Annotated in this window: 20 protein-coding genes and 1 pseudogene; 7 read left to right on the top strand and 14 right to left on the bottom strand. The window is 41.3% G+C overall.

The genetic code is table 11. The features are described 5' to 3' along the window. Positions 1-9: 9 nt before the first annotated feature. The 3 genes from rapZ to ACTNEW_RS06920 form a co-directional block, all read right to left on the bottom strand. Positions 10-888: an RNase adapter RapZ gene (rapZ, locus tag ACTNEW_RS06930; RefSeq protein ID WP_441059387.1), complete on the bottom strand. Its 879-nt coding sequence runs from the start codon at positions 886-888 to the stop codon at positions 10-12. Positions 889-907: 19 nt separating this feature from the next. Further along, positions 908-1,819: a UDP-N-acetylmuramate dehydrogenase gene (gene murB / locus ACTNEW_RS06925; RefSeq protein ID WP_441059385.1), complete on the bottom strand. Its 912-nt coding sequence runs from the start codon at positions 1,817-1,819 to the stop codon at positions 908-910. Positions 1,820-1,954: 135 nt separating this feature from the next. Next, a complete protein-coding gene (locus ACTNEW_RS06920; protein ID WP_441059383.1) occupies positions 1,955-2,677 on the bottom strand; it encodes a tRNA threonylcarbamoyladenosine dehydratase in 723 nt (240 codons plus the stop codon). Between the two features lie 347 nt (positions 2,678-3,024). Between ACTNEW_RS06920 and ACTNEW_RS06915 the strand changes: the two genes are divergently transcribed. From ACTNEW_RS06915 to ACTNEW_RS06895, 5 genes are all read left to right on the top strand, one after another. Next, positions 3,025-3,441 (top strand): stage V sporulation protein AB, encoded by a 417-nt coding sequence (locus ACTNEW_RS06915; RefSeq protein WP_441059381.1) that lies wholly within the window; start codon positions 3,025-3,027, stop codon positions 3,439-3,441. A 165-nt stretch (positions 3,442-3,606) separates the two neighbouring features. Further along, positions 3,607-4,077 (top strand): SpoVA/SpoVAEb family sporulation membrane protein, encoded by a 471-nt coding sequence (locus ACTNEW_RS06910; protein WP_441059379.1) that lies wholly within the window; start codon positions 3,607-3,609, stop codon positions 4,075-4,077. After that, entirely contained in the window at positions 4,074-5,147 is a 1,074-nt protein-coding gene (locus tag ACTNEW_RS06905) for a stage V sporulation protein AD (protein ID WP_441059377.1), read from the top strand. Before ACTNEW_RS06910 ends, ACTNEW_RS06905 begins: the two co-directional genes overlap by 4 nt. Positions 5,148-5,162: 15 nt before the next feature. Next, positions 5,163-5,519, top strand: a complete 357-nt coding sequence (locus tag ACTNEW_RS06900; protein WP_441059375.1) for a SpoVA/SpoVAEb family sporulation membrane protein — start codon at positions 5,163-5,165, stop codon at positions 5,517-5,519. A 1-nt stretch (position 5,520) separates the two neighbouring features. Beyond that, positions 5,521-6,135: a stage V sporulation protein AA gene (locus tag ACTNEW_RS06895; RefSeq protein ID WP_441059373.1), complete on the top strand. Its 615-nt coding sequence runs from the start codon at positions 5,521-5,523 to the stop codon at positions 6,133-6,135. Positions 6,136-6,204: 69 nt separating this feature from the next. On the opposite strand, the gene ACTNEW_RS06890 is transcribed toward ACTNEW_RS06895, so the two are convergent. The 6 genes from ACTNEW_RS06890 to ACTNEW_RS06865 all read right to left on the bottom strand — a co-directional run bounded on the left by ACTNEW_RS06890 (position 6,205) and on the right by ACTNEW_RS06865 (position 9,412). Next, complete coding sequence (locus ACTNEW_RS06890; protein ID WP_441059371.1) at positions 6,205-7,029, bottom strand: carbohydrate ABC transporter permease; 825 nt, start codon at positions 7,027-7,029, stop codon at positions 6,205-6,207. 100 nt (positions 7,030-7,129) lie between these two features. Next, positions 7,130-7,579 carry a GNAT family N-acetyltransferase gene (locus ACTNEW_RS06885; protein WP_441059369.1) on the bottom strand — a complete coding sequence of 150 codons (450 nt, stop codon included), beginning with the start codon at positions 7,577-7,579 and terminating at the stop codon, positions 7,130-7,132. A gap of 23 nt (positions 7,580-7,602) precedes the next feature. After that, complete coding sequence (locus ACTNEW_RS06880) at positions 7,603-8,130, bottom strand: GNAT family N-acetyltransferase (RefSeq protein WP_441026994.1); 528 nt, start codon at positions 8,128-8,130, stop codon at positions 7,603-7,605. 49 nt (positions 8,131-8,179) lie between these two features. Next, entirely contained in the window at positions 8,180-8,617 is a 438-nt protein-coding gene (locus ACTNEW_RS06875) for a flavodoxin family protein (protein ID WP_441026992.1), read from the bottom strand. A gap of 13 nt (positions 8,618-8,630) precedes the next feature. Next, positions 8,631-9,053, bottom strand: coding sequence for a GNAT family N-acetyltransferase (locus ACTNEW_RS06870; RefSeq protein WP_441059367.1), 423 nt, complete (start codon positions 9,051-9,053; stop codon positions 8,631-8,633). Next, positions 9,050-9,412 carry an MmcQ/YjbR family DNA-binding protein gene (locus ACTNEW_RS06865; protein ID WP_441059639.1) on the bottom strand — a complete coding sequence of 121 codons (363 nt, stop codon included), beginning with the start codon at positions 9,410-9,412 and terminating at the stop codon, positions 9,050-9,052. The genes ACTNEW_RS06870 and ACTNEW_RS06865 overlap by 4 nt, the downstream gene beginning before the upstream one ends. 256 nt (positions 9,413-9,668) lie before the next feature. Between ACTNEW_RS06865 and ACTNEW_RS06860 the strand changes: the two genes are divergently transcribed. Both ACTNEW_RS06860 and ACTNEW_RS06855 read left to right on the top strand, forming a co-directional pair. Further along, positions 9,669-9,992: a MobC family plasmid mobilization relaxosome protein gene (locus ACTNEW_RS06860; protein ID WP_173752639.1), complete on the top strand. Its 324-nt coding sequence runs from the start codon at positions 9,669-9,671 to the stop codon at positions 9,990-9,992. Positions 9,993-10,019: 27 nt separating this feature from the next. Continuing rightward, positions 10,020-11,174 carry a relaxase/mobilization nuclease domain-containing protein gene (locus ACTNEW_RS06855; protein WP_441059364.1) on the top strand — a complete coding sequence of 385 codons (1,155 nt, stop codon included), beginning with the start codon at positions 10,020-10,022 and terminating at the stop codon, positions 11,172-11,174. A 362-nt stretch (positions 11,175-11,536) separates the two neighbouring features. Here ACTNEW_RS06855 and ACTNEW_RS06850 read toward each other — a convergent pair whose 3' ends face one another. From ACTNEW_RS06850 to ACTNEW_RS06830, 5 genes and pseudogenes are all read right to left on the bottom strand, one after another. Next, complete coding sequence (locus ACTNEW_RS06850; RefSeq protein WP_173752637.1) at positions 11,537-11,923, bottom strand: GntR family transcriptional regulator; 387 nt, start codon at positions 11,921-11,923, stop codon at positions 11,537-11,539. 267 nt (positions 11,924-12,190) lie between these two features. Continuing rightward, positions 12,191-12,991 carry an AraC family transcriptional regulator gene (locus ACTNEW_RS06845; protein ID WP_235250507.1) on the bottom strand — a complete coding sequence of 267 codons (801 nt, stop codon included), beginning with the start codon at positions 12,989-12,991 and terminating at the stop codon, positions 12,191-12,193. A gap of 262 nt (positions 12,992-13,253) precedes the next feature. Then, positions 13,254-13,643: pseudogene (locus ACTNEW_RS06840) on the bottom strand (UDP-glucose--hexose-1-phosphate uridylyltransferase); the annotation flags it as partial. A 22-nt stretch (positions 13,644-13,665) separates the two neighbouring features. Further along, positions 13,666-14,514 carry a transposase gene (locus tag ACTNEW_RS06835; protein ID WP_441059361.1) on the bottom strand — a complete coding sequence of 283 codons (849 nt, stop codon included), beginning with the start codon at positions 14,512-14,514 and terminating at the stop codon, positions 13,666-13,668. Further along, positions 14,456-14,840: ISL3 family transposase (locus tag ACTNEW_RS06830; protein WP_441059359.1), on the bottom strand; the 385-nt coding region annotated here is incomplete at its 5' end. The genes ACTNEW_RS06835 and ACTNEW_RS06830, both read right to left, overlap by 59 nt.

The raw sequence follows: 14,840 nt of genomic DNA, 5'->3' as shown, positions 1-14,840 counted from the left end.
CCTCACTTTTTATTTTTTAATAAGGGCATCCCTGCCGATATCCCTGTGTTCCAGACGCAGACCGTATTCTCTGGTCTCTGATAAACGGTCATAAAGAACCCTTGCCAGTGTCACCGAACGGTGCTTGCCGCCGGTACATCCGATTCCGATCACCAGATTGGTTTTACCCTCGCGTACATAATTCGGAATCAGAAATTTCACCATGTCTTCCAGTTTGTCCGCAAACTCCCGTGCCGTATCATTGTCCATCACATAATGATAAACTCCGTCATCCATTCCGGTGAGCGGCCTCAATTCATCCACATAATACGGATTCGGAAGAAATCTTACGTCAAACACCAGATCTGCATCTGCCGGAATTCCATACTTGAATCCAAATGATAATACAGAAATCACCATATTGTGAAAGCCTGTATTTTCCACAAATATCTTTTCAATTTCTGTCTTCAGTTCCCTTGTCAGAAGATGTGTGGTGTCAATAATGTAATCAGCCCTGTCTTTGAGGAATCTGATTTTCTCTCTTTCCAGGCGGATTCCCTCATCCACACGCCCGTTCATGGCAAGGGGATGGCTGCGTCTTGTTTCTTTATAACGTTTGACCAGTACGCAATCCTCCGCATCCAGAAACAGAATTTCAAATTTATAGCCAATTATTTTCATACGATCCAGAACAGCTTCCAGCTCTTCCAGAGAACGTCCGCTTCTGGCATCGATTCCAATGGCTACATTCTCCACATCGGTTCCCTGTCCGCCGTCCATCAGTGACGCAAATTTTTCCACAAGAGGGATCGGAAGATTATCCACGCAAAAATATCTGGCATCCTCCAGCATTTTTAATGCAGTACTTTTTCCTGCTCCTGACAGCCCTGTTACGATTACCAAGCGCATGTTTTCTCTCCTGTATTATTCAAAATTCACCGAGAAATTTTACTTCCGGTTCCAGTGTCACACCGTACTTTTCAAAAACTTTATCCGATACATTCTGCATCAGTGTTCTCACATCCTGTGCGGTAGCTCCACCGGTGTTAATCACGAACCCGCAATGCTTCTCAGAAACCTGTGCACCGCCGACCCGGTATCCTCTCAGTCCGCAGTCCATGATCAGCTTACCGGCAAAATATCCTTCCGGACGCTTAAATGTACTTCCCGCGCTTGGATATTCCAACGGCTGCTTGCTTGTGCGCTGTTCGGTCAGTTCCCGCATCCGTTCTTTAATCCGTTCCTGATCCCCCGGCTCGAGAGCGATCACAGCCTCCAGGACAAGATATCCAGCTTTTTTTATGATACTGGTACGGTAACCCATCTCCAGCTCGTCGACTTTCAGAATGCGAATCTGTCCTTCCTGATCCATAACGGTCACTTCTTCCAGTACATCTTTCATTTCTCCGCCATAAGCGCCCGCATTCATGACCACTGCACCTCCCAGAGTTCCAGGAATTCCTCCGGCAAATTCAAAACCGGTAAGTGAAGCATTTTTGGCTGCTGCTGCAATAGCAGAAAGAAGCGCACCGGATGCTGCACGTATTTTATTTCCGTCTACCGTTACACCGGAAAAATTCCGGAAAGTCTGAATAATCACACCGCGGTATCCCTGATCACTCACCAGAAGATTGCTTCCATTTCCGAGAATGAAATACGGAAGCTCTTCTCTACGGCAGATCTCCAGGATCTTTTGAATCTGTTCATACGTTTCGGGGATCAGAAAATAATCAGCAGGTCCTCCGATGCGGAATGTCGTATGACGATCCATCGGTTCCTCCACAAGAACTCTTTCTTCTCCCAGAAGCTCACAAAACTGTTGTCTGATTTCCTGATTCACAGATATCAACCTCAATCTTTCTAAATCTGTCTATTTTTTTATTACATATTATTACATATAAAATACCCGTATACATTTTTTATCACTTAATATACTGCATACGAATCTTTGGCAAATATCAAATCTTCTACTTTATTATTTTGACGAAATCTCCAGAAGATCCCGGACAACCTCCCCGGCGATCAGAAGTCCCGCCACACTGGGTACAAAAGAAATACTTCCCGGTACCGGCCGCTCCGTATTTCCCTTCTTTTCTTCTGTCTCATTCACCTTGATCGGGCGTTCTTTGGAATACAGCACTTTGACTTTGCGAATACCGCGCTTCCGAAGTTCCGTGCGCATAACTTTCGCCAGCGGACACACACTGGTTTTGGAAATATCGGTAATCTCAAATCGTGACGGATCCAGTTTATTTCCGGTTCCCATACTGGAAAGAATCGGTGTTTGGCATTCTTTGGCTTTCTGGATCAGAAGCAGCTTGGCCGTTACTGTATCGATTGCATCCACGATATAATCATAGGAATGAAAATCAAACATTCCTGCAGTATCTTCATTATAAAAAGTTTCATAAGTATGCACCAGAATGTTCTCATCAATATCACGAATCCGTTCTTTGGCAACCTGCACTTTACTCTTACCGATCGTCGAGCGCAGCGCAAAAAGCTGTCGATTAATATTCGTCAGAGAAACAGTGTCATGATCTACCAGTGTCAGGCTGCCCACACCGCATCTGGCAAGGGCCTCTACAACATAAGAGCCTACACCGCCGAGACCAAACACGGCAATTCTGGCTGAAGCAAGTTTATCTGCGCCTTCTTTCCCCACAAGAATTTCCATACGGGAAAATGCATTCTGCATATGCATACCTCCTCGATTCTATCATCGCAATCACCGCCCATTTTTACAGTCGCAAGCCATAGTCTGCATTCTGTCAGCAGACATACCCTTTCAACTTATCCTGGATCGTGTTTGAAAATTGCTCTGGAGTGTGTTTTCAAACACACTCTTGTACATCGAAAATGAAATAGCTTCCGTTATTTATTTTCCGATGCATCAGGCTTTCTCATTATACTATCTGCCACGGAAAATGTACAGTTCTTCATACATATTTTCGAATTCCGTATAATTTTTCCAGTTCTTCCGCATACTAATGGATGATTATTTATGATTCGCTGCAGCATTATTCAGACAAAGGAGGAATTATTATGTGGCAGCAGATATTTCTGGCATTCGCAGGTCTGTGCGCCGGATTCATCATTGCAGGCGGCGTTACAGGTCTTATGATCGGTCTTTCTATTGTTCCCCGATATGCCGGAATTACACATACTTCGGAACATATGCTCCTTTATGAAGACGTCACCTTTTGGGGAACCATTCTGGGAAATCTCTTTTATCTTTCCGGAATTGTGTTGCCTCTTGGTACACCTTTTCTGATCCTTTACGGAATGTTTTCCGGTATCTTCCTTGGCGGATGGATTCTTGCACTTGCAGAAATTGCAGATGTATTTCCCATTTTTTCCAGAAGAATCCGTTTCACAGAAGGTATGCCGCTGGTTATCATCTGCATAGCCCTTGGAAAAACAGCCGGCTCGCTTCTGTATTATTATCAAGGCTGGCAATAAAACGGAATTATACCAGTTTCCTATTATACGGACAGACAGGCAAAAAGTCAAAGCTAGAATGCATATTCTGCTGATTTTTTTCACAGACTAAAGAAAAGAAAGGAAAGGACATTACTGTTCACCGGTGCTTCGAGCAAGGTGAACAGTAACGAAAGGATTGTTACTATGGCAACAGAACAGCAAAAGCAAAAACAAAAAGAATATGAAAAATATGTGAAAGAAATCACCCCCACGCACAGTCTGCCACTGAATATGGCAAAAGCATTCCTGACAGGCGGTCTCATCTGTGTGATCGGACAGTTCATCCTCAATTTTGCCAAAAACAAAGGACTGGACCAGGAAATGTCCGGAAGCTGGTGTTCTATGATCCTGATTTTGTTAAGTGTCATATTAACAGGTTTGAATCTTTATCCGAAAATTGGAAAATTCGGAGGGGCAGGAGCCCTGGTTCCCATCACCGGTTTTGCCAATTCCGTAGCTGCTTCTGCCATTGAATACAAAGCAGAAGGACAGGTTTTTGGAATCGGGTGTAAAATCTTTACCATTGCAGGACCTGTTATTCTGTACGGGATTATGAGTTCCTGGGTTCTCGGACTGATTTACTATATTCTCAAATCGATAGGAGTGTTTGTATGAATTTACGAAAACAACAGGGTACTTCCAGTATCGTTCTGGAAAAGCCTGTATATATTCAGAGCGCTGCATCCATTGCAGGGAAAAAGGAAGGCGAAGGACCGCTTGGCAGCTGTTTTGATATGATTTGCGAAGATCCGCTCTTCGGAACCGATACCTGGGAAGCAGCCGAAAGCACCATGCAGAAAGAGGCTGCTCTTCTCGCTATCGGAAAAGCAGGTCTGAAACCGGAAGAAATACGTATGGTATTTGCAGGAGATCTGCTGGCACAGTCCATCGCTTCTTCTTTTGGGATTGCGGAAATGGGAATCCCTTTTTATGGTTTATACGGAGCCTGCTCCACAATGGGAGAATCTCTTTCTCTCGGTGCAATGGCGGCAGCTGCGGATTATGGAGATCATATTCTTTGTGCCACTTCCAGTCATTTTGCCAGTGCGGAAAAAGAATTCCGTTATCCTCTGGGCTACGGATGCCAGCGCCCCCTCTCCTCCACCTGGACAGTGACCGGCAGCGGTGCCTGCGTTCTCGGAACACAGCCCCCGTCTTTTCGCTCTGACAGTGATTCCATGCCGCTTCGAAAAGGCCGCTGCTGCGCTGCCATCACCGCAGTTACCACCGGAAGGCTGGTGGATTTCGGACTGAAGGATTCGCTGAATATGGGCGGATGTATGGCACCGGCTGCCTGTGATACCATCTATCAGCATCTTTTTGACTTCGGGCGATCGCCTTCTGATTACGATGCCATTGTCACCGGCGATCTCGGAATCATCGGCCAGAAAATCCTTCTGGATCTTCTTTCCGAAAAAAATATTGATATCCGTCAGGTTCATCAGGACTGCGGACTGCTTATTTTTGACAATCAGGCACAGGATACCCATTCCGGAGGAAGTGGATGCGGATGTGCAGCCGTTGTACTGTGTGCACATTTGCTTCCCAATATCCTGTCAGGCAAATGGAAAAGAATCTTATTTGTTCCAACCGGTGCCATGCTTTCCAAAGTAAGTTTCAATGAAGGTACTCCTGTAGCAGGAATTGCTCACGCTGTCGTCATCGAACAAAAACAGGTTTCTTAAACGGAGGTCATACACATGGATTATATCAATGCATTCTGGGTCGGAGGACTGATCTGCGCTCTGGTTCAGATTCTGCTTGACAAAACCAAACTTATGCCGGGCAGAGTCATGGTACTGCTGGTCTGCTCCGGTGTAGTTCTAAGCGCTGTCGGAATTTATCAGCCTCTTACTGATTATGCCGGAGCAGGCGCTTCTGTTCCGCTTCTTGGATTTGGTCAGGTTTTGTGGAAGGGCATGAAAAAAGCCATTGACAAAGACGGATTTATCGGGCTCTTTACAGGCGGATTTACCGCCTGTGCAGTGGGTGTTTCCGCAGCACTGATTTTTTCCTATATTGCAAGTCTGGTATGCAAGCCCAAAATGAGGGAATGATATGAGCGGAATCCTATATCTGCAAATTGACGATAACATTCTGATCCGACAGCCTCATATCTGCCTCCAGGACATTGCCAGGCTCTCCTGCAGTGAACCGGAAATTCTCCACCGGGTACGTGTCATCCCTGTCACAACCCTTGATCCGGTCAAACCCGGCCGTTATGTAATGTCCGTCATGGATCTGGTGGATCTCATTCAGAAAAAAGAGCCGGAACTTAAAATTGTTCCCATCGGTCAGCCGGATTTCATTCTGACATACGACACCGGAAAACAGCCCAATCCTCTCTGGCGTTTTCTGAAAGTTACGGTGGTCTGCCTGATTTCCTTTTTTGGCGGAGCGTTTTCCATTATGACTTTTAATAACGATGTAGACATCGGAACTTTATTCAGCCAAATCTATACACAGGTTACCGGTCACGTCTCCAGCGGCTTTACCATATTGGAGTTTTCCTACTCTGTCGGACTGGGCGTGGGGATTCTGTTTTTCTTCAACCATTTCGGAAAAAAGAAACTCACCTGCGATCCCACTCCCATGCAGGTACAGATGCGTCTGTATGAAGACAATGTCAATACTGCCATCCGGGAAGATGCAGGCAGATTTCATCAGGAATAAAAAATACTTCTCCCCAACTCTCAGGAATTAAAGTTGGGGAGTCTTTCAGGCAAATATCTCATGTTTTTTTTATCCTTTTACTCCTGTTGTGGCAATTCCTTCGATAAACTGTTTCTGGAACGCCATAAACAGAATGATCATCGGAATGATCGCAAGTACTGCCCCGGCCATCAGCTGCGGATAGTTTGTTGTGTACTGTCCCTGCAGCATTGCAAGGCCTGATGATAACGGCATTTTTTCGACAGAAGTATTTACAATCAGGGGCCACAGAAGATCTTTGTACGCAAAGAGAGCTGTGAATATCGCCAGAGATACCAGACCGGATTTTGTCAGCGGCAGCATGATTTTCAGAAAGATCTGCCCCGGATTACATCCATCCAGGATAGCCGCTTCTTCCAGGTCATTTGGTATGTTTAAAAAGAACTGTCTCAGCAGAAATATCCCGAATGTACTTGCCATACCCGGCATAATCAGTGCAAAGAGAGTATTTGTCATACGCAGTTTTGCAACAAAAAGATACTGCGGCAGAACAAAGATCTGTCCCGGCACCATCATTGGCATTAATACAATGATAAATAATATGTTTTTCAGTGGAAATTTCATTCTTGCAAATGCATACGCTGCCAGCGCACTGAATACTACCGCAAACAGAATGCGGAATAATATCAGCAGCAATGTGTTCAGATAGAACCGGATAAACGGCAGTTCTTTCCATACATCTGAATAATTTTTCCAGAATATGTTTCTGGGTATGATCGTAGGAGGAACTTCCAGTGATTCAGATAAAGTTTTCAATGACGTAATGATACTCCACAGGAACGGAAATACCATAATACATGCGCCTAGAATCAAAACCGCATAGATGATCACTGTGTTGAAAGTCTGCTTCTTCATATATCTTACACTCTTTCTGACTAATGCCCATTTTTTGTTTACGACACATACCAATATTACTAAAACTCCAAACCTGCTTAGCTGGATACACAACTGGAAGTTATCTCTCCTTTATCATAACATAGTTTGTAAGAAAAATTCCTTGTCGTTCTACCTGTTGCTCTTTTACAACTTTATATCCTCTTCTTTCAAAAAATGGTCTCGCTGTAATAGAAGCATGGGTAACAATATTTCCCTGAACTGCTTGTTCCAGACAATTACAAATATCAGAAGCAATCCCTTTTCTCTGATAATCTGTATGGACAAACAGTCGATCAAGATAACCTTTGCGATCAATATCTCCAAATCCTACGATAATTCCGTCATTAACCGCAACCACGCTATAATGCTCTTGAAATGACTGGTCCCAATTTTTCAAATCTATTAGTCCTGTCGCCCATACATCTAATTGCTCTTTTGAATAATCTTTCGCATTTATTGTGTGAACTGTGTTATAAAAAAGCTCTGCCATTTTGTCACAGTCAGATGACTGATATTCTCTAATAAGCATATTTAAGTTCTCCAAATACTGATTTAAAGTGCTATCCAATATCGTTGAATGATTCCGCTCTCGCTAAGTCCAACATCATCAGGCACTTCATTTTCCAAAACTCCGCCATTTGTTATTATTGTTTTTCTTGAAGCCTCATTCGTTTTATCACATGTGAGCAAAACTCTTTTTTCTCCAAATTCTCTACAAACTGGTAACAGCAAGTTTAGCATTTCAATAGCATATCCTTTCCGTCGTTCGGACGGCAAAATGCTATAACCAATGTTCCCGCCATATTGAAAGAGAAACTGTGACAATGGATGACGGTAATCAATGATTCCGACAACTTTTTCATCATCAACCCGAACTGCTAAAAACACCTCAGAAGGAACGTATCCTTTCCTATATTTCTTTTTCAATCTACTTTCAAATTCAATCCACTCAGAAAAACTATTTACATCTTCAAGACCTGCGCACCCATCAAGACTATCGCCATTTTTAATCATAGCCGCTTTATATTGCATAACTTGATCTGCATATTCAATTGTTGGCCTTACTAATTTCAATCTCATACACTTTTCTCCACAAATCTGATTTATTACTGTCTTGTACAAGTATTCATTATTCCTGCAACCCTTTTACAAAGCATACCGCATCTTCCACATCTTTTATATCCGGATGTCCTTTCGCTATGCCACCAACCAATTTAAACGGTCCGAATGTATCATATCCTTTACAGCCGAATTTTCCAATTACACTGGCACGTTTTTCTTTCAAAATATCTTCAAGCGACTTATAATTTGCACTCCCACCATAAGTACAGATCAAAAATACCTTTTTATCCTCCGGCAGATTTTCCGAAGCAAATTTCAATATCGTCTGATGAAACTTTGAAAAGTATATGCCGGATGCCAAACCAATCCTATCATATTCCGATAAATCTGCTTTTGATTGATGCGCAGCGTTTATCAGGTCAACGCCACACTCTTCTGCAATTTTCTTCACTACCTTCTTTGTATTTCCATGATGCACGGATGCATAAACAATTACCGTTTTCATTTTTCCCTCCAACCTAACGATGCCATTCCATCGTATATTCTTCTTCTGATGTACTCTCATCTATTCCCTGATTAATAATTTGGAATTCATAATGCTGGTAAAATGACACTGCTCTCGTATTCTTCTTATAAACATTCAACCTCAAATTATCTCGTGACTTCATAACGGTATGAAGCAGTCCCGTCCCGACACCTTTCGATTGTTCCGCTGCTCTTACAAAAATCCCTGCAATATAGGTATCAATCAAACCGATAAATCCTCTGATCTGTCCATTTTCTTCTGACACAAATACTTCAGCTTTCGGTATCATGTCTTTCACCATTTCATAATTATCTTTCCAATAATCTGCCCCTATAAAAGAATGTGACTCCATATTGACCTGAAGCCATATGGACATTACCTGATTCAAATCCTTATTTTCAAATCTTCTTATCATTTCCGCAATCCATCAATCAAATCATAACTCATATCCAGAAAATCCAATGTTTTAGATTCTCCTACTGTTCCATCCAGCAAAATCGTAATCCAATGCTGCTTATTCATGTGATAGCCAGGCAGGAAACCATAGGTCTGGATAATCATTCCTGTCATTTCCGGATCACATTTCACATCTATAATTTCCACGGTACCGTCTCCATCCAATCCAAGTTTGGATCTCTCAACATTCATAATCACCGCATACCATTTTCCATTTTGGTGGCGAAGTACCGCACTGTCCGGTGAACTGCTCCATAAGTATTCTGGAATTGTTCCATACTGCTTCTTCACATATTCAAAGATTTCTTTTCTATCCACTCTTTTTTCACCTCTGGATGTTCTCGTATCTTGACAATAATCATACCACATTTTCATGAGCTGCACTACCTGTTCAGTTTCTCAAATTCTTTTGCAATTCTCTACTTCACCTGAATTTATCTATTAGAGGGTAGAACAGCAAGGACAGGAAGTGTATATACACTTCCACAAAAATGGCAATTCAGGGAACCCTGCCCTAAATTGAAAACCCCGAAGCACCCCAAAACCGAATTACGTACAGAAGGAGAAAATAGACATGTCAAACAGAAAAAGAAACATCCAAATATTGTTTTGTGTTACTCCAGAGGAAAAGAAGCTGATCCGCCAAAAGATGATTCTGTCAAAGACCAGAAACATGGGCGCCTATCTTAGAAAAATGGCTATCGACGGCTATATCATCAACACCGACACAACCCCGATCAAGCAGATGTACGAAGAGATGCACAAAATCGGTGTAAACATCAACCAGATTGCAAAAAAGGTAAATACCACCGGTGATTTGTACCCGGAAGAAATGGAAGAATTGAAAAGGATGGTAAGCGAGATATGGCATATATTAAAATCTTCCCCATTAAAGTAACTGACAAAAAAAGCGCTGGACTATATTATGAATCCGGACAAAACCGAAGAAAAATTACTGATTTCCAGTTTTGCCTGTTCCCCAGAATCTGCTGATCTGGAATTTGCTTTCACCAGAGATGAAGGTAAAAAGAACGTGATGGATAAAGGCAACAATCTGGCATTTCATTTAATTCAATCTTTTAAGCCTGGAGAGGTTGACGCTGAAACCGCACATAAGCTCGGCAAAGAATTTGCTGACGAAGTACTAAAAGGGAAATATGAATATGTCATCAGTACCCATGTTGACCAGAATCATATTCATAACCATATCATTTTTAATGCTACCAGCTTTGTTGACCATCATAAATATGTCTCCAACAAACGCAGTTATCATAAAATCTGCAGGATCAGCAACCGTATTTGCCAGGAAAACGGTCTGGCCACCAGTATGCCAACCGGCGAAAAAGGGAAATCTTATAAAGAAAATATGGAATATCATTGTGGAAACAGCTGGAAAGCAAAATTAAAAGTCGCTGTAGATAAAGCGATCTGGTCATCCATCAACTATGATGAGTTTCTTCAAAAAATGAAGCTTGCCGGATATGAGATCCGTCAGGGAAAGAACCTGGCTTTCCGGGCACCGGAGCAAAAAAACTTTACAAATATGAAATCTCTGGGTAGCTATTACACAGAAGAAAATGTATTACTCCGCCTTGAGAAAAACCGGCATAAAACAAAATCTCCACGTAACGTCTCCAGAGAAGTACGGCTTTTTATCAATATCTCTGCTTACGTGAGCACCGGCAATCGTGCCGGATTTGAACGGTGGGCACAACTCAATAATCTGAAAGAAGCAGCACGAACCTTCAATTATCTATCCGAAAACAATTTGCTGAATTACGAAGACTTTAGGCAGCATATTGCAGATATTGATAATTCTTTTATTGCTACGGAACAGCGAATTTCTGAATTAAGCTCTGAAATATCCCACCAGGAACTTATTCAGAAACATTGTTCGTCCTACCGTACCTGCAGAAAAATAGTAGAAGATGCAAAAACAGCACCGGATCCTCAGAAATATAAAGCCGCTCACCAGTCAGAATACAAACTGCATGATTCCTTAAAACAGCAATTACAGGAACTGGGCATTACCAAATTACCTTCCCCGGAAAGACTGCAGAAAAAAAATAGACAACCTTAGAAATGAACGTTCTTCTGCGACCAAAGAAAAGCATGATTTAGAAAAAAGACGATCTACATTAAATACCATAACCGCCAATTTCAACACCTTGCTATCCAATGACGCACATTTCAAAGATATTTCTGAACACCGGCAAGAGGAACATGATTTATAATAATCTCCATATGCTATGAGCTAAGGTCAATTACACTGTACATCATTGGCCTTAGCTCATTTTTTACTCTTCATCAATTTCAAACAAAAATTCCTCCAAACTCAAAACGGGTTTAGAGGGCAGATGGAATTTTATCTGGGCGTGACAAATCCGCACACCAAAGCACCGTTTTTTATTGGCGGGCCTATGCCTTTCTATTAATAGTTCTTTATTGATGACACCTTAGTTTATCGCAGTAATTCTGTAACTGTTCAATAGCTTCGGATTTGCTAAATCCCAATGCAAACATCTTGCTCAAATATGAGCAACAAAGTTCTTTAATGGTATTTTGCTTTACCTGCTGTATGCAATCATAATCTTGCGTGACAGAATACTTTCCGCCCTTAGAGCAAATAATAAGGTGGTCTTGTTTTACCGCTTTATAAGATTTCAAAACAGTATTTGGATTGATATGAAGTATTTCAGCCATTTCACGAACAGACGGAATACTATCCCCAGAGGAAAGCTCATTACTCAAAATGGCATATATCAGCTTCTGGGTAAGTTGTCTGGAAATAGGGGTTATGTCGTGAAATGCCCATTTTTCATAATTCATTTTTCTCCTCCAACAATCGTAAAAATTCATCCGTAGAAGTCCATAGAATAAAAATAAGCATAAGCAATATGCCAACTGGTATCAGCAGTATTCCGATTACAAAACAGCGAAATTGACTTTGACCGTGCAGAAGTAATAAAAGGCGGAGAGCATATTGCTCTGACCGCAAAAGAACATGATATTCTGGCTGTCTTGTACCGCAATTCAGGTCGTATCGTAACAATAGATACATATTTCAGATTTTTATTGAATTTATTAATCTATATGTTATGACAACATATCTTTCAGACATGTACTCCGATAGTCACTCGGCGATATTTTATATCTTTCCTTAAATACCCGGTTAAATGTCCTCTGACTTTCAAATCCACTGTCCAGGCAAATATTTGTAATAGAATCGCTCGTATTTTCCAAGCGATGACATGCATAGTTAAGTCTTGCATCATTAAGATACTGGTTGAAATTTCTGTGGAAGGTTTTGGAAAAGAGTCTGGATAAGACATATTTACTAACACCCAGATCTTTTGCCATTTCTTCCAATGATAACTTTTTCTTGAAATTTGCTGATATATAGGAAACCGTCTGATAGATAAGATCTTTGCTCCCCACATGACTCTTTTCTACCAGATTCAGTTTTCCTACGCAACGTGCTAACACAATTTGAAGATACGCCTGTGCAACAATGATATCAGACTGTTTCGTTTCCAAAATCGCATTGATAACCCTGTACACCTCCGGTTCAACCTTTTCAGCTTTTATAACCGGATATTCAGGTGCCATGGTTTGCATAATCTCTGCAAATTTACCAATCGTAAATGGCGATGCAATCAGATAAGTCGCTTTATTTACACCGGGTGTCAATACCTGATAGTGATGAATAATATCTGGAAATACAAATCCTATATCTCCTTTTTTCATATGGTAAAGTTCCTGCCCGACACCAAGCTCTAATGTCCCACTCGTTATGCAAACAATTTCCAGTGCATTATGAAGATGTGGCTCAATATGTTTTGACTTTTTATTTACCGCTATGATCTCCTCTTTTGTATCAACATATTTTAACTGCATGAAATATTCCCCTTTGCAACATTTGTCTATATCTTCTTTCGATTTGGCAAGCAATCCTTTTTCATCTATCCTATAATCAACTTGTAAACAAGGAAAGGAGGAATCGCAAATGAGCAATCTTAAAAAATATCTGAACAACCTTTTAGTATTCTACGCTGAATATTTTGAGCATCCATACCATGTATAAATACTAAAAGGACTATTTTGTGAAAACTGAACATTTTTTCTTAAGACCATTTCACAAAAATGAAGTGGTCCTTTTTTATAAACTTTTAACAAATCTTTTGAATGCAGCTTTCCCTTCCTCTGTTCTCTTATAAACTCCTGCATCCTCAAGAACTTTCGTAAATACAATTCCAATTTCTTTCTGTACAATAGAATGAATGTTGCTGTCTGTAATCTCGTATTTTGACAGCCATTCCTCTGCCCAGTCAGCATGAGCAGCCATTGTTTCATTCTGTCTCAGGTCCTCATGATTGAGAATTGCCTGTTCCAATTCTGCCATTTCTTTTTTCAGTCTGGCAGGTAATACAGCCAGTCCCATAACTTCGATCAATCCAATATTTTCTTTTTTAATATGATGGTACTCTGCATGTGGATGAAAAAGTCCGAGCGGACAATCAGCGGTTGTGATATTATTACGCAAAACCAGGGTTCTTCCGCAATTGCCCGTATTATCCATTTGACAATATAAGCTTTGCGGCTAATAGCTCCTTACCACAACGGCCATACATGGTACGTTTTATCATTTTCAATTTGCTGTTTGTACCCTCAACAGAACCATTCGATAAGGGGCTGGCTACAGCATTTTCTACGGCAGATAAATCTTTCTCCAGTCCGGAAGCAAAACAGGAAAGCTCTTTCAAATCGCTGTTTTTATATTTTTCAATAAACAGATATAAGCACGGCATGTTTTTCTTTTGAAAAATCTCACGAAATTCCCGAATGCAGGACATCAGCGTCCTAAGCTGCGGATAAGTATCCATCAGATATGATTTATGACGATCTGTTATCTCGTGGTTCATCCATAGAAAACGAAAGATACCATTTCTTGATATGTGGTCATATTTCTGAAGCTTTTTCTTTTTCTGAACAGCATCCGATGAAGAACTTCTGTAGATCGAAATATCAATTTGAAAACGCCCTATAATCTTATTCATGTAATCATAAGCCGCTGTCTGGCCGCCTTTGTAACCTTTTTGGATGAGATTCCGGAAAACATCTTTTCTGCTCACACCGGAAGATAACTCTTTGATGACATAATCATAAAATTGATCCATTCCGCTGTAAAAGTTTTTGCGGCATAAAGAATCATAGTCTCCTTCAAGATATTTGGTCACTGTATTTCTGCTGCAATGAAGCATTTTAGATATCGCGCGTTTGCTGTATCCGGCTTCTGAGTATTCATGGATTGCATGATACAGTTGTACACTTTTTTCGTTGTAATCCAGAGGTTTATCCACATCACAATGCATTTTTTTTACAAGGCTCCCCGGCATCTGCAGCTGTTTCACTTGTTCCATAATCTATAGGAATCCGAACATCTACGGGAATCACAGAATTTACTGTGTTCTTAACGGCTTCCAGAAGATTTTGATGGAGATGGAATCGATCCGCTATCTGCATGGCATCCGGTAGTATTTCCTGGATAGCAGACGAATACGCACTTGCCCTGTCCCGTGTGACTGTTTTAACGTGTTTATTATTTTTAAGCCACTCCTTGAGAGTCATTCCATCGCGCCCATCAAGAATTGCAACCGGCCTATGAGTAGCCTGATCGACAATGATTGTTCCATAGGTATGACGTTTTTTAAATGCAAAATCATCAACACCGATGGCGCTTCCACAT

It is taken from the genome of Blautia sp. HCP3S3_G3 (genome assembly GCF_052063365.1).
Lineage (GTDB): Bacteria > Bacillota > Clostridia > Lachnospirales > Lachnospiraceae > Blautia_A.
This window is presented reverse-complemented; position numbering and strand designations above follow the sequence as displayed.